At 54.1% G+C, this 14,102-nt stretch carries 14 protein-coding genes; 4 read left to right on the top strand and 10 right to left on the bottom strand.

The features are described 5' to 3' along the window. Nucleotides 1-403 precede the first annotated feature (403 nt). Nucleotides 404-1,072, bottom strand: coding sequence for an orotate phosphoribosyltransferase (gene pyrE / locus NAI64_RS08205; protein ID WP_269299496.1), 669 nt, complete (start codon nt 1,070-1,072; stop codon nt 404-406). Between the two features lie 116 nt (nt 1,073-1,188). Between pyrE and NAI64_RS08200 the strand changes: the two genes are divergently transcribed. Continuing rightward, complete coding sequence (locus tag NAI64_RS08200; RefSeq protein ID WP_269299494.1) at nt 1,189-1,974, top strand: exodeoxyribonuclease III; 786 nt, start codon at nt 1,189-1,191, stop codon at nt 1,972-1,974. On the opposite strand, the gene trpB is transcribed toward NAI64_RS08200, so the two are convergent. From trpB to gshA, 9 genes are all read right to left on the bottom strand, one after another. After that, the gene (gene trpB, locus NAI64_RS08195) at nt 1,975-3,177 is read right to left on the bottom strand and encodes a tryptophan synthase subunit beta (RefSeq protein WP_269299492.1); all 1,203 of its coding nucleotides are present in this window, start codon (nt 3,175-3,177) and stop codon (nt 1,975-1,977) included. A gap of 143 nt (nt 3,178-3,320) precedes the next feature. Next, a complete protein-coding gene (locus tag NAI64_RS08190) occupies nt 3,321-4,559 on the bottom strand; it encodes an AmpG family muropeptide MFS transporter (RefSeq protein ID WP_269299490.1) in 1,239 nt (412 codons plus the stop codon). After that, nucleotides 4,559-5,176 carry a methionine biosynthesis protein MetW gene (gene metW, locus NAI64_RS08185; RefSeq protein WP_269299489.1) on the bottom strand — a complete coding sequence of 206 codons (618 nt, stop codon included), beginning with the start codon at nt 5,174-5,176 and terminating at the stop codon, nt 4,559-4,561. The genes NAI64_RS08190 and metW overlap by 1 nt, the downstream gene beginning before the upstream one ends. After that, nucleotides 5,173-6,315, bottom strand: a complete 1,143-nt coding sequence (gene metX / locus NAI64_RS08180) for a homoserine O-succinyltransferase MetX (protein ID WP_269299488.1) — start codon at nt 6,313-6,315, stop codon at nt 5,173-5,175. The genes metW and metX overlap by 4 nt, the downstream gene beginning before the upstream one ends. 226 nt (nt 6,316-6,541) lie before the next feature. Continuing rightward, the gene (ptsP, locus tag NAI64_RS08175) at nt 6,542-8,317 is read right to left on the bottom strand and encodes a phosphoenolpyruvate--protein phosphotransferase (RefSeq protein ID WP_269299486.1); all 1,776 of its coding nucleotides are present in this window, start codon (nt 8,315-8,317) and stop codon (nt 6,542-6,544) included. A 21-nt stretch (nt 8,318-8,338) separates the two neighbouring features. Further along, nucleotides 8,339-8,608, bottom strand: a complete 270-nt coding sequence (locus tag NAI64_RS08170) for an HPr family phosphocarrier protein (protein ID WP_269299485.1) — start codon at nt 8,606-8,608, stop codon at nt 8,339-8,341. Nucleotides 8,609-8,699: 91 nt separating this feature from the next. After that, nucleotides 8,700-9,089, bottom strand: a complete 390-nt coding sequence (locus tag NAI64_RS08165) for a PTS sugar transporter subunit IIA (RefSeq protein ID WP_269299483.1) — start codon at nt 9,087-9,089, stop codon at nt 8,700-8,702. A gap of 86 nt (nt 9,090-9,175) precedes the next feature. Next, complete coding sequence (gene gshB / locus NAI64_RS08160) at nt 9,176-10,117, bottom strand: glutathione synthase (RefSeq protein ID WP_269299481.1); 942 nt, start codon at nt 10,115-10,117, stop codon at nt 9,176-9,178. 15 nt (nt 10,118-10,132) lie between these two features. Beyond that, nucleotides 10,133-11,425, bottom strand: coding sequence for a glutamate--cysteine ligase (gene gshA / locus NAI64_RS08155; protein ID WP_269299479.1), 1,293 nt, complete (start codon nt 11,423-11,425; stop codon nt 10,133-10,135). A gap of 414 nt (nt 11,426-11,839) precedes the next feature. Here gshA and NAI64_RS08150 point away from each other — a divergent pair, with 414 nt between their 5' ends. Genes NAI64_RS08150 through NAI64_RS08140 form a run of 3 tightly spaced genes read left to right on the top strand, consistent with a single transcriptional unit; the run spans nt 11,840 to nt 14,073 of the window. After that, on the top strand, nt 11,840-12,112 hold the full coding sequence (locus NAI64_RS08150; protein WP_269299477.1) for an accessory factor UbiK family protein: 273 nt from the start codon (nt 11,840-11,842) through the stop codon (nt 12,110-12,112). Beyond that, entirely contained in the window at nt 12,109-13,629 is a 1,521-nt protein-coding gene (locus NAI64_RS08145; protein ID WP_269299475.1) for a YifB family Mg chelatase-like AAA ATPase, read from the top strand. Before NAI64_RS08150 ends, NAI64_RS08145 begins: the two co-directional genes overlap by 4 nt. A gap of 42 nt (nt 13,630-13,671) precedes the next feature. Continuing rightward, nucleotides 13,672-14,073: a DUF1840 family protein gene (locus tag NAI64_RS08140; RefSeq protein ID WP_269299473.1), complete on the top strand. Its 402-nt coding sequence runs from the start codon at nt 13,672-13,674 to the stop codon at nt 14,071-14,073. Nucleotides 14,074-14,102: the final 29 nt, after the last annotated feature.

Genomic DNA, 14,102 nt, shown 5'->3' with positions numbered 1-14,102 from the left:
TAAAACCGGTATCGACGACACCGTAGATGGTAACGTTGGATTGTGCATGAGCCACGCCGGCAGCGGCACCCAAGACAGCCAAAGCGATAAGCGTTTTTTTCATTTTATTCTGCCCTTTTAAATTAAAAAAAAGTGAGGAATCCCTGCGGGAGTCATTGACAGAATAGCGGTAGGTAGGTAGGTAGGTAGGTAGGTAGGTAGGTAGGTAGCGTGTTTGAATTTCGTTCGCCATTCAAGTTTTTTTGTATCTTAAACGCAACAAAAACGCTGTTTTTTGATTTTTTTGAAGCTTTATTTGTGCATTTGTGTCTGTTTCTTCCGAAAAGACATTGCGATTTTCCGTGCCAATTCCTACATAAAGACGGGCGGTTTTCCCTTCCTGCAAGCCGCCCGAAAGATATCGTCAGCGGCTTGCGCCGTAACGGTCGCGATATGCCTTGACGGCATTTTTGTAGCGTTCCAGCTCTTCGGTCGTTCCCGCTTTTTCGAGATAGCCGAGCAAGTCGTCGAGATTGGCGATCGACAGAACGGGCATGCCGTGCGCTTTCTGTACTTCCTGAACGGCGGACAGTTCCGACAGGGCATTGTCCTTGCCGGAGCGTTCCATACGATCCAGCGCGATCAGCACCACGCCCGGCGTGGCGCCTGCCTGACGGATGATGCCGACCGATTCGTTGACGGACGTACCGGCGGAAATCACGTCGTCGATGATGACGACCTTTCCTTTAAGCGGTGCACCGACGATGACACCGCCTTCGCCATGGTCCTTGGCTTCCTTGCGGTTGTAGGCGAACGGCACGTTCCGCCCTTTCGCTGCCAGCGAGACGGCGACTGCCGCGACCAGCGGAATCCCCTTGTATGCGGGGCCGAACAGCATATCGAACGACACACCCGATTGCAGCAGGGTATCGGCATAGTAATCGGCCAGACGACCCAGCGACTGTCCGTCATTGAACAGACCGGCATTGAAAAAATAGGGGGATGTCCTGCCGGCTTTCGTCACGAATTCACCGAAACGCAATACACCGCAATCGACGGCGAAACGGATGAATTCTTCTCTTAATGCACTCACTTTCAGACCTCGCAACAGAATGGGAATGCCGTATTGTAACGTGCCGTCCCGATAACCGGTAGCCGGAGCAAACTTGCGCTTTCGGGTATGATAGGTTCTTTTACCGGAAGAAAACGATGCTCTCCATTACGACCGCCAATCTCAACGGTATCCGTTCTGCCGCCAGAAAAGGGTTTCTGGACTGGATAACTGGCCCCTCCAACTCAGACCTTGTCTGCGTACAGGAACTCAAGGCACAGTCCGGCGATATGTCGCCCGCACTTTCCGGGCCGGACGGTTTTCATGGTTATTTCGACCATGCCGTCCAGAAGGGCTATTCGGGTACTGGGATTTACAGCCGTATCGAACCGTTACATGTCGTTCATGGTTTCGGCAGTGAGGAATTCGATGCCGAAGGACGTTACCTCCAATGCGATTTCCGGGATTTCAGCCTGATTTCCCTGTATGCGCCGTCCGGTTCATCCTCTCCGGAACGTCAGGAAGCCAAATTCCGTTTCATGGATCGGTTTTTTTTGCATCTTGAAAAACTGATGGCAAGCGGCAGGGAATATGTCATCTGCGGCGACTGGAATATCGCGCATCGTGAAATCGACCTGAAAAACTGGCGAAGCAACCAGAAAAATTCCGGTTTCCTGCCGGAAGAACGGGCATGGCTGTCGCGTGTTTTCGATGAACTGGGCTGGGTAGATGTGTACCGGAAGCTGCATCCCGATACGACAGGAGAATCCTATACCTGGTGGAGCAACCGGGGACAGGCATGGCAGAACAATACGGGATGGCGTATCGATTACCAGATCGCCACGCCGGGCATGGCCGGCAAGGCGGTTTCCGCGGAAATTTACAGGGAAACGCGGTTTTCAGACCACGCTCCCCTGACGATCCGTTACGACCTGACGGTCTGATCAGTTGATGCCGAGATAGTTGGCGATGAAATCGGCATCCTTGTCGCCACGGCCGGACAGGTTGACCAGAATGGTCTTGTCCGGTCCCAGTTCTTTCGCGATCTTCATGGCGTAGGCGACGGCATGGGCGCTTTCCAGTGCCGGAATGATGCCTTCGATACGCGACAGCGTCAGGAATGCGTCCAGACATTCCTTGTCGGTAATGGCTTCGTATTTGACCCGGCCGATATCCTTGAGATAGCAGTGTTGCGGTCCGACGCCCGGATAATCCAGACCGGACGCAATGGAATAGACCGGCAACAGTTCGCCCTTGTCATCCTGCAAGGTATAGCACTTGAAGCCGTGCAGCGTTCCCTTTTTGCCCAGACTGAGCGTCGCGGCATTGTCCGGCGTATCCAGTCCCTTGCCAGCCGGTTCCACACCGACCAGTTCCACCGATTCATCCGGCAAAAATTCCGTAAAGATGCCGATGGCGTTCGAGCCGCCACCCACGCAGGCGGTCACGACGTCAGGCAATTTCTTTTCACGCGCCAGAAATTGCGCTCTGGCTTCTTTTCCGACGATGCTCTGGAAATCACGTACCATTTTCGGGAACGGATGCGGGCCGACGACAGAACCGATGGCATACAGGAAGTTTTTCGGGTCTTTCAGATATTCTTCAAATGCGCTGTCCACGGCATCCTTGAGCGTCTTGCCGCCGCGCGTGACGGAAATCAGATTGCATCCCAGAATTTTCATCTTGGTGACGTTGGGATGTTCTTTCTTGATGTCGATTTCCCCCATGTGGATTTCACAGGGAATGCCGACCAGCGCGCAAGCCGTCGCCAGTGCGACGCCATGCTGGCCTGCACCGGTTTCCGCCAACACCTTGGTCTTGCCCATGTATTTGGCCAGAAGTGCCTGACCGAGACAGTGGTTGATCTTGTGCGCACCGGTATGGTTGAGATCTTCGCGTTTCAGAAAAATGCGTGCGCCGCCCAGACGTTCCGACAGACGTTTGGCATAGAAAATCGGGCTGGGACGGCCGACGAAATCCGCATACAGTTCCTGCAATTCGTCCTGAAACGCTTTTGTCTTGCTGACTTCTTCATACGCGGTGGCGATTTCATCCATGACCGCTTTCAATTCAGGCGAAACGATCTGTCCGCCGTACTCGCCGAAATACCCGTCCTTGTCGGGCATTTCCAGAAACTGCTGCGCCATACTTTCTCCCATTTGCTGCCTGTCCGCCCGTCATGGCCATTTTGCGAACCGGACAGGATATGATTGCCGATCACCCGAAGGCGAATTCTTCCAAAGATGAAAATTTTACACTCAACCGGGCAAATTTTCCGGTATTTGCGGATTTATTCCTGTTTTTTGCCCCATGGCGCGACTTTCGGCAGCAACATCATGCCGGGCAACGCCAGAACGAAACACAGGTTGAAAAACATGAACCAGCCGGTCACATCGACGATATAACCGGCGGATGCATTGATGAATGTCCGCGGCACCGCCGCCAGACTGGTGAACAGTGCGAACTGCGTGGCGGTATAGCGTTCATCGGTCGTTTTCGCGATATAGGCGACGAAAGCCGCCGTCCCCAGCCCAACGCCGAACGCCTCGAAACCGATCACGAACGCCAGCAGCAAGGGATCGGCGCCATCCAGCGCCAGCCATGAAAATCCCAGAATCGCCAGCGCCTGCACGGCACCGAACACCCATAACGCCCGGTTGATACCCAGCCCGATAATCCAGATACCGCCCAGAAGGCCACCGATGAGGCTGGCCCAGAAACCGGTCGTCTTGGCGATGATGCCGATCTGGGTCATGGTAAATCCGAGATCGAGATAAAACTTCGTCGCCAGTGCCGTCGCCAGACTGTCGCCGAGCTTGTAGAGAAAAATGAAGGTCAAAATCAGCAACGCGCTTTTCCATCCGGCACGACCGATAAATTCGGTAAAGGGCAAAATCACCGCCTCACGGATGGTTTTGGGCGGTGCGCCATGAATGGCCGGTTCACGAATGACCAGCGTACAGAGCAACCCGGGCAACATGAATGCGGCGGTTATCCAGAACACGGATTCCCAGCGCATCATATCGGCGAGAATCAGCGACAGTGCGCCGGGTACCATACCCGACACACGATAGGCGTTGACGTGGATGGCGCTGCCCAGCCCCTGTTCCTCGTCAGGCAGGAATTCACGCCTGAAGGCATCGATGACGATATCCTGACTGGCGGACAAAAAGGCGATCAGTACCGTCAGCAAGCCGACGGCCCAAAGCTGCGTTTTCGGATCGAGCATCCCCAGCACACCGATCGAGACGAACAGACCGACCTGTGTCAGCGCCATCCATCCACGACGACGTCCCAGCCAGCGGAACGAAAACCGGTCCATCAGCGGTGACCAGAGGAACTTCCAGGTATAGGGAAACATGACCAGCGCGAACAGTCCCAGCGACTGAACGTCAAGTCCCGATTTGGTCAGCCATGCCTGCAAAAGCGTCAGCAGGATGAACAGTGGCAATCCCGATGAAAAGCCCAGAAAAACACAGATCAGCAAACGCGGATCCAGTGCGGCTTTCCATTTTCCTGAAAGGGCCATTATGCGTTGACCATATTTTTTTTCTGCAACCTGAAAATCGCCAGACTGCCGCGCCAGTTACGCGCCATGGTGACCGGTTTGCCTTCGTGCAACGCCACGCAATCAATGACCTTCAGACCGACCAGATCGGCCAGATTCTCGAAATCCCGGATAGTGGCGCAACGCAAATTGGGGGTATCGTACCATTCGAAAGGCAACTCGGACGACACTGGCATATGCCCGCCCATCAGGGCGAAACGATGGGGCCAGTAAGCGAAATTCGGAAAAGAGACAATGGCTTCGTTGCCGACACGGACGATTTCACGCAACAGGGTTTCCACATTCTTCATCATTTGCAATGCCGACAGACACAGCACCGTATCGAAAGAATCATTCTTGAAATATGAAAGCCCCTTTTCCAGATCGTGCTGGATGACGCTGACACCGCGCCGGATACACCCGGGTATTTTCAGATCGTCGATTTCGACACCGTAACCGGTGCAACCTTTCGTTTTCTGGAGATATTCCAGCAAGGCACCGTCTCCGCAGCCGAGATCGAGCACATGGGCACCGTTTTCCACCCAGTTCGAGATAAACGCCAGATCCGCGCGCAGTTTTTTCAGTTTAGGCACGTTCATGACTGCTCATCCTTTCCGATTTCCTGCCAGATACGTTCGTAATAGGCACGAACCACTTCATGGTAACGCTCGTCATTGAGCAAAAAGGCATCATGTCCATGCGGTGCATCGATTTCGGCATAAGTCACCTGCCGTTCGTTGCTGACAAGTGAACGGACGATCGCGCGGCTGCATTCCGGCGAAAAGCGCCAGTCGGTCGTAAAGGAAACCAGCAGGTATTTGGCGCGCGTACAGGCAAGCGCCTTGTCCAGATCACCGCCATATGCCGCCGCAGGGTCGAAGTAATCCAGCGCACGGGTAATCAGCAAATACGTATTGGCATCGAAATACGCCGAAAATTTCTCGCCCTGATAATGCAGGTAGGACTCGATCTCGAATTCGACACCATAGCCGAACTTGTATTCACCAGAGCGCAATTCGCGCCCGAATTTTTCGGACATATCGTCGTTGGACAAATACGTGATATGACCGATCATACGGGCCACGCGCAGACCGTTTTTCGGCACGACGCCATGCGCGTAAAAGTCGCCGCCATGAAAGTCCGGATCGGACAAAATGGCTTGCCGTGCCACATCGTTGAAAGCGATGTTCTGCGCCGAGAGTTTGGCCGTCGACGCGATGACGACGGCATGCCGGACCCGGTCGGGATATTGCATGCTCCATGCCAGCGCCTGCATGCCGCCGAGCGAACCGCCCATCACGGCAGCGAATTGCGTAATACCCAGCTTGTCTGCCAGACGCGCCTGTGCATTGACCCAGTCCTCGACGGTCAGCACGGGAAAATCCGCACCGTAAGGCTTTCCGGTTTCCGGATTGATGTTCATCGGCCCCGTCGAACCGAAACAGGACCCCAGATTGTTGACACCAATCACAAAGAAACGGTTGGTATCGACGGCCTTGCCGGGACCGACCATATTGTCCCACCACCCCGTATTGCGCGGATCATCGGCATATACACCGGCTACATGATGCGATGCATTGAGCGCATGGCAAATCAATACGGCATTGGAACGATCCGCATTCAGCTCGCCATACGTTTCGTAAACCAGCGTGTAATCGGCAATACTGGCGCCACTTTGCAAAACCAGCGGTTCCGCAAAGTGCATCGAAGAAGGTGAAACGATTCCAACTGATGTCATGAAATATTCTGTCTTGCCGTACCGTTCATTTCCATGACCGGTACGTTCTGGAAATCATCATAAAAAAATGCCCGACAGCAATCAGCCAATCGGGCTTGTCATTCAAGCTCGCTTTAGCCGTATTTGTTCAGGATACCCCGGCGCCCGCAAGCTGTCTTGTTCAAATCGGCGCCATGCCGCTAGCATAACGAAGTCGCCAGAACACGTCAAACCGCCCTGTCTGCCATTATGCATCGGTTTCGGTTTTCGCGTCGTCCTGCAACTGCCGCACAGCCTCTTCGATCTCGTTTTCTTCCACCAGCGTCAGGATTTTGTCGACCTTCGGTTTCAGAAGGGTCACATCGCTCGACAATATGGCCTGTTTGACATTCAGCAGCTGTGCAGGGTGCATCGAGAACTCGCGCAACCCCATTCCGAGCAACAGTCTGGTCAATGCCGGATCGCCCGCCACTTCACCGCAAATGGAAACGGGAATACCCGCCTTGTCCGCCGCCCAGATCGTCATGGAAATCATCGACAGGATCGCAGGATGCAACGGATTGTACAAATGCGCGACTTCAGGATAGACACGGTCTATCGCCAGCGCATACTGTATCAGGTCGTTAGTCCCGATCGACAGGAAATCCAGCCGTGAAGTGAACATCGGCAACCCGAGTATGGCTGCCGGCACTTCCACCATCGCACCGATCTGGATATTTTCATCGAATTTCCGGTTGGCCGCTTTCAGCTGTGACTTGGCTTCCTCGATCAACGCCAGCGTCTGGTCGATCTCGAATGCATGCACCAGCATCGGCACCATCAGTTTGACCGGCCCGAAAGCGGATGCCCTGAGAATGGCACGAATCTGTGAAAGGAATATATCCGGTTCCGCCAGACAATAACGGATCGCCCGTTTGCCCAGTGCAGGATTCAACGTAACGGATTCGCGCGTTCCGATCGGTTTATCTGCGCCGATATCCAGCGTCCGTATCGTCACCGGCCGCCCTTTCATCAGGGTCACCGCCCTGCGGTATGCCTCGAACTGTTCATCCTCACCCGGTATCTTGCTGATTCCGCCGCTGCGGCCCATGAACAGGAACTCGGAACGGAACAGTCCGACGCCAGTTGCACCGTTTTCCAGTGCCACCATGCAGTCGTCAGGAAATTCGATATTGGCCATCAGCGCCACCGGCGTGCCGTCAAGCGTAACCGCCGGCGTTTTTTTCAGGCGCGTCAGTTTTTTGCGCGCCTTGGCCTGCGCGGCCTGTCTGGCGCGATACTGCTCCATGACAAGCGGTGTCGGATTGACGATGACGATACCGGCATCGGCATCCACGATCAGCCAATCGTCCTGCCGAATCAGCGACAATGCGCCGGCCAGTCCGAATACCGCTGGCGTATCGATACTGCGCGCGACAATCGCCGCATGGGAATTGCGGCCGCCGATTTCCGAGACGAAACCGCTGAACGTATCATCCCTGAACTGGAGCATGTCGGCCGGTGAAATATCGTATGCCACGACGATCATATCGATACGTTCATCATCAGAGTTCGACGCGACAGGATGATAATCGGTCGGCGTACCGGTCAGCACTTTCATGATCCGCTCGGCCACCTGCTGGATATCGGCCTTGCGTTCTCTCAGATAGGGATCCTCGATATGCTCAAAACGTGCGGTCAGTTCCTCTATCTGCGTCATCAATGCCCATTCGGCATTGTAGCGGCGCGTCCGGATGATGTTGAACGGTTCTTTCGATATGACCGAATCGGCCAGAATCATGGCATGCACGTCCAGAAAAGCGCCCAGTTCGACCGGCGCATCCTGCGGCAGGCTTGTCCAGATCGTTTCCAGTTCTTTTTGTACGGTTCCCAGCGCCTGCTGCAATCGTTCGACTTCGGCTTCCACCTTTTCCTGCGGAACCAGATAGTGCTTGGTATCCATCGCCGCATGGGCGATCAGATGGGCACGGCCTATCGAGATACCGCGCGATACCGAAATGCCGAACAGTGAAAAAGATGCCATGATATTCCCGGTTGTCGATCCCTATTCGGCCTCACCGAACCGGTTGTTGATCAACCGGGTCAGTGCCTGCATGCATTCGACTTCATCGTCGCCATCCGTTTCCAGCAACACTTTCGATCCCTTCCCTGCCGCCAGCATCATCACACCCATGATCGACTTGGCATTGATCCGCTGATTGTTGCGCGTCATCCAGACTTCACAGGCATATTTCGACGCCAGTTGTGTCAGTTTGGCAGAAGCACGGGCATGCAATCCCAGTTTGTTGATGATTTCCAGTTCCGTTTGTACCATGTTTACCCATTATTGCGTTTAAACGCCAGACTGCGCGCATATTCCGGCTGCAAACCCTGCTGTCAGGCCTTACAGCTCCCATCCCGTTCTCTCAACACGGATCGATACGCACGGCACCGTTCTTGCCGCCGGAAAGCGCTTTTTCAATGACCGTTTCCAGATCGTTTTTCCGATAGGTGATCGCTCTCAACAGCATGGGAAGGCTGACTCCTGCAATCACCTGCACCTTGTGTTCCACACTGAGCTGGTGGCAACAGTTCGAAGGGGTCCCCCCCAGTATATCGGTCAGCACGAGAACACCTGAGCCATCATCGAGCCGCCCGATGGCGTCAAGAGCCATCCGGTTGACATCGCATATGTCCTGATCCGCCTTGACATCGATCGCCTCGATACGTTCCTGTTCGCCTTCGAACAGATGCATGGCGGTAGTCATGAACGCCTCTGCCAACGGCTCATGCATGAGAAGGAGTATGCCTACCATATAATCCGAATGAATGGGATGAATCAAAATACCGTTTGTCTGCAAACCAGACCTTTTCAGGCATTTTAGCGAATTCGGCACGCCGATCAAACCGCTTTTTCCAGTTCATCCATAAACAGTCCGGCAACATTGAAACCCGTCTGTCGCGTGATTTCCCTGAAGCATGTCGGACTGGTGACGTTTATCTCGGTCAGCCACTTGCCGATAATATCCAGCCCGACAAGAAAATGTCCTTCTTCCGCCAGTACCGGTGCAAGCGTCTCTGCGATGCGCCGGTCTTCGGGTGTAAGCGGCTGCGCACGACCGACGCCACCTGCCGCCAGATTCCCCCTGACTTCTCCTCGCTGCGGAATCCTTGCAAGCGCATACGGCACGACTTGCCCGTTTATCAGCAATACCCGCTTGTCTCCATCGACGATTTCGGGGATATAACACTGCGCCATAATGGCTCGCGTCCCGTTAGCGGTCAGCATTTCGAGAATGGCCCCCAGATTGCGTCCATCCGGACCGACCCGGAAAACACCCGCTCCACCCATGGCATTGAGCGGTTTGAGAATGATATCGCGATATTCTTCGTGAAAGGCACGTAACAGTTCGGGCAACGCTGACACAAGTGTCGGGACTGTGAATTCCGGAAACCTCGCTATCGCCAGCTTTTCATTGCTGCTGCGGATTGCGGCGGGACGATTGAATACCCGCGCGCCTTTTGCTTCAGCCAGCTCAAGCAAATAAGTAGCGTTGAGATAATCGACATCGAAAGGCGGGTCTTTGCGAACGATCACGGCATCGAACGTTTCGAGTCCGCGCCATTGCATGCCCTTCACCCTGAACCATTCCCCTTCTTCGCTTCCGGTCAGCCCGATATGCGCCGCATGCACACTGACATCCCTGCCACGCAACGCCATATCCTGCTGGAGAAAGACATGTATCCTGTGCCCACGCTTCGCCGCTTCCGCCATCATGGCGTATGTCGAGTCTTTCCATACCTTGAAGGTATCCGGCGGGTCTGCATAAAAAGCCAGTTCCATGTCAGTTTTTCCTTATCATTGCATGTCGGGATCGGTCTTTTCCAGTTCGATCGACGCAGCGAGCAGTGCCAGCCGTGCAATCACGCCATACATGTAGAACCGGTTGGGAGCCGCTGTACCGGGCTGCGCCCCCCTGTCGGGCAAGGTATGTTGTTGCGCGAATGCCAGCGGTACGAAATGCGCACCGGGTGCATTGAGATTTTCATTGATGTCGCGTCGTTCGTTAACCCGATAGAACCCGCCTACGACATACCGGTCAATCATATACACCACCGGTTCGGCCACCGCATCGTCAACTCTTTCAAGCGAATGCACGCCTTCCTGGATGATGACATCGCGCACCGGCAAGCCTTCTTTCACAACCGACATCTTGTTGCGCTGTTTGCGGTTGAGCTCCCTGACTTCGCTGGCATCCGTGACTGTCATGATACCCATACCATAGGTTCCGGCATCGGCCTTGACGATAACAAACGGTTTTTCCTTGATACCGTATTCCTTGTATTTTCGCCGTATTCTGACCAGCACCGAATGCACGCTGGCAGCCAGACATTCTTCTCCTTCATGCGCTCCGAAATCGACATGACTGCATTTCGAGAAATACGGATTGATCAGCCAGGGATCGATACCCAGCATTTTCGAAAACCGTTTGGCGACATCTTCATATGCCGCGAAATGATTGCTCTTTCTGCGCACCGTCCATCCGGCATGCAGCGGCGGGAAAAGGCTTTGTTCATAGACATTGCGCAGGATATCGGGCGTACCGGAACTCAGATCGTTGTTGAGCAGGATAGTACACGGGTTGAAATCGCCGACGCCGACACGTCGTCCGTTATTGATCCGCACCAGTGGTTCGAGCATCAGCGTCGTTCCGTCGGGCAGGGTAAACGGTGTCGGCACCTTGATATCTTCCGACAACGAACCAAGCCTGACGTTAAGCCCTGTCTGGCGCAAAATCTCGATCAGTCTCACGATATTTTGCAGATAGTAGATATTCCGCGTATGACTTTCCGGAATCAGCAACAGATTCTTCGCATCCGGACAATACTTTTCGATCGCGGCCATGGTCGCCTGTACCGCCAGCGGCAGCATTTCAACCGACAGGTTGTTGAATCCCCCCGGGAACAGATTGGTATCGACAGGTGCGAGCTTGAAACCGGCGTTGCGCAAATCGACCGAACAGTAAAACGGCGGCGTATGATCCTGCCATTCCAGACGGAACCATCTTTCGATGGACGGTGTCGAGTCGATAATGGTTTTTTCCAGTTCAAGCAACGGTCCGTTCAATGCCGTAACTAAATGAGGAACCATAAAAATCCTTCCGTTCGCGTTTATCCACAATAGAGACTGTGCTTGATCTGTTCCGGTCGATCCTGCACGACGATCATCCCATGTTCGCCGTACAGTCTCAAAAATGCCGCCGACATGTATCTTGTCAAAAAATACCGCTCAACAGATCAGTCCGCACCGATTTCCATATACTACCTGTTAATGAAAATAATTGCTTGATATGACACGACTTGCCAGCCAATTCTGTCAGGTTCGTGTCATATGCACGCTTTTTGGCGAATAGCACCACGTATCATGCATTTTCTTGCGCAATTCCCTGTCTGCCGAAACCGTAGCGAGCAATAGTCCGCTAAAATACGCTTATCCAACTTCGCGATGACTGCTCTGTCGCTTGCCGCCGGACAAACGGCTTTCCATCCATGCAAAGGAAACATCATGAGCAAGAAATTACTGGACGATCTGCAGGCCAAACTGGGACAACTCATGTCCGCATCTCCCGCAAAAGACATCGAACGCAATATCCGGGCCGTCCTGACACAGGCCGTTTCCCGACTGGATGTCGTGACAGCGGAAGATTATGAAGTCCAGAAATTGCTCATTTCACGGCTGGAAAACAAGATTCTTTCCCTTGAAGCCCGCATCTCGGAACTTGAACACAAGCTGCGGCACATGGAAAACCATCCATCCCATCCCGACGACGGAAAATGACCCTTGCCCTTCTCAAAAGCCGCTCCCTTGCCGGAATGAATGCGCCGGAAGTCACGGTGGAAGTCCATATCGCCAATGGCTTGCCGGCTTTCACTATCGTCGGCTTGCCTGAAACCGAAGTCAAGGAAGCACGCGACAGGGTCAGAGCCGCACTGCAAAACACCCATTTCGACTTTCCCGCCAGACGCATCACTGTCAATCTGGCACCTGCGGACTTGCCCAAGGAATCCGGCCGTTTCGACCTGCCCATCGCGCTGGGCATTCTGGCGGCATCCGGACAAATCCGTCAGGACAGGCTCACCGCCTGCACTTTCGCCGGTGAATTGTCCCTCTCCGGAGAATTGCGTCCTGTCCGCGGTGCGCTGGCCATGGCGTGCGCCATCCGGCAGTCATACTCCGACGCACCTGACCATGCTTTCATCATACCGCGCGACAATGCCCCGGAAGCCGCACTTGTCTCCGGCCTTTCGGTATTGCCGGCCGACACATTGCTTGATGTCTGCGCCCACCTCAATTCTGATCAGGCACAACCGGTTCTGCATCCTTTTTCCGAAACAGCCGTCACTCACATGCCGCAATATCCCGATTTCAGCGAAGTCAAAGGCCAGCAACAAGCCAAAAGAGCGCTGGAAATCGCTGCAGCCGGTCGCCACAGTGTCCTGATGAGCGGTCCGCCCGGTACAGGCAAAACGATGCTGGCATCCCGTCTTGTCGGCATATTGCCGCCCATGACGGAAGAGGAAGCCATGGAGTCGGCAGCTGTCAGTTCCATCTGCGGCACGTTCAGTCCGTTACAATGGAAGATCCGTCCCTTCCGTGCGCCGCATCACACGGCATCTGCCGTCGCGCTTATCGGTGGCGGCAGCATACCACGTCCCGGCGAGGTATCGCTCGCACATCAGGGTGTCCTGTTTCTTGACGAATTGCCGGAATTCGACCGCCATGTCCTTGAGGTCTTGCGCGAACCGCTTGAATCGGGACATATCGTGATTTCGCGTGCAGCACGACAGGCTGATTTCCCGGCTCGCTTCCAGCTGATTGCCGCCATGAATCCCTGTCCGTGTGGTTACCATGGCCATCCTTCCGGAAAATGCCAGTGCACCCCGGATGCCATTGCACGTTACCAGCGAAAAATATCGGGACCACTGCTTGATCGTATCGATATCCAGATACAGATCAATGCGCCTGGACAGGAAGAACTGTTAAAACAGTCTGACGGAGAATCATCCGCTGCGATTGCAGCACGTGTCGCCCGCGCTTTCGACTTGCAGATAAAGCGGCAAGGCAAACCCAACCATTTGCTCACCGTGAGTGAAATCGATATGTTCTGTGTACCGGAGAAAACCGGGGAACAGTTACTCAAGTCGGCCATGTCGCGTTTCATGTGGTCTGCGCGTGCATACCACCGCGTTCTGAAAATCGCCAGAACCATCGCGGATCTGGCAGGCACGGCAATGATTCTGCCTGAACATATCGCCGAGGCGATCCAGTACAGGCGGGCGCTGAAAGAGATGTGATTCCGGAATTTTCAGCCTGTCATATTTATTCGGGAGAAAAACATGCTTGTTATATTCAAATCGAAAGCTGGCGCGGACATCATGATGTTCGAGGAAAACGCCAAGCAAATTCTTGACCTTTTCGGAAAAGAAACCGAAAAAGGCATCATTACTTCGGATGAGACCGAAGCCGCTATCGCCACACTTGAAAAAGAAATCGCTCGCAGAAAACAGATCGAGGCGGAAGAAAAAGCCGAAAGGGAACGGCAGGAAAAAGAAGAACAGGAACGTCGGGAACGCGAACAGGAAGAAGGCGACGACAAGGACGATGATCCCTACAAGGAAAAGAAACCGAAACAACCGAAACCGGAACCGCCGGTGAGTTTCTCTGCTCGCTCCTATCCGTTTTTGCAACTGCTCAAGGCCGCAAACAAAAAGAAAAAGGATATTTACTGGGGTGCATGATACCGGCCTGTCGTCGCTGTACCGTACGG

The sequence above is a fragment of the Oxalobacter paeniformigenes genome, from assembly GCF_027158465.1.
GTDB lineage: Bacteria > Pseudomonadota > Gammaproteobacteria > Burkholderiales > Burkholderiaceae_D > Oxalobacter > Oxalobacter paeniformigenes.
The sequence above is the reverse complement of the archived record's forward strand: the minus strand, read 5'-3'. Positions and strand labels throughout refer to the sequence as shown.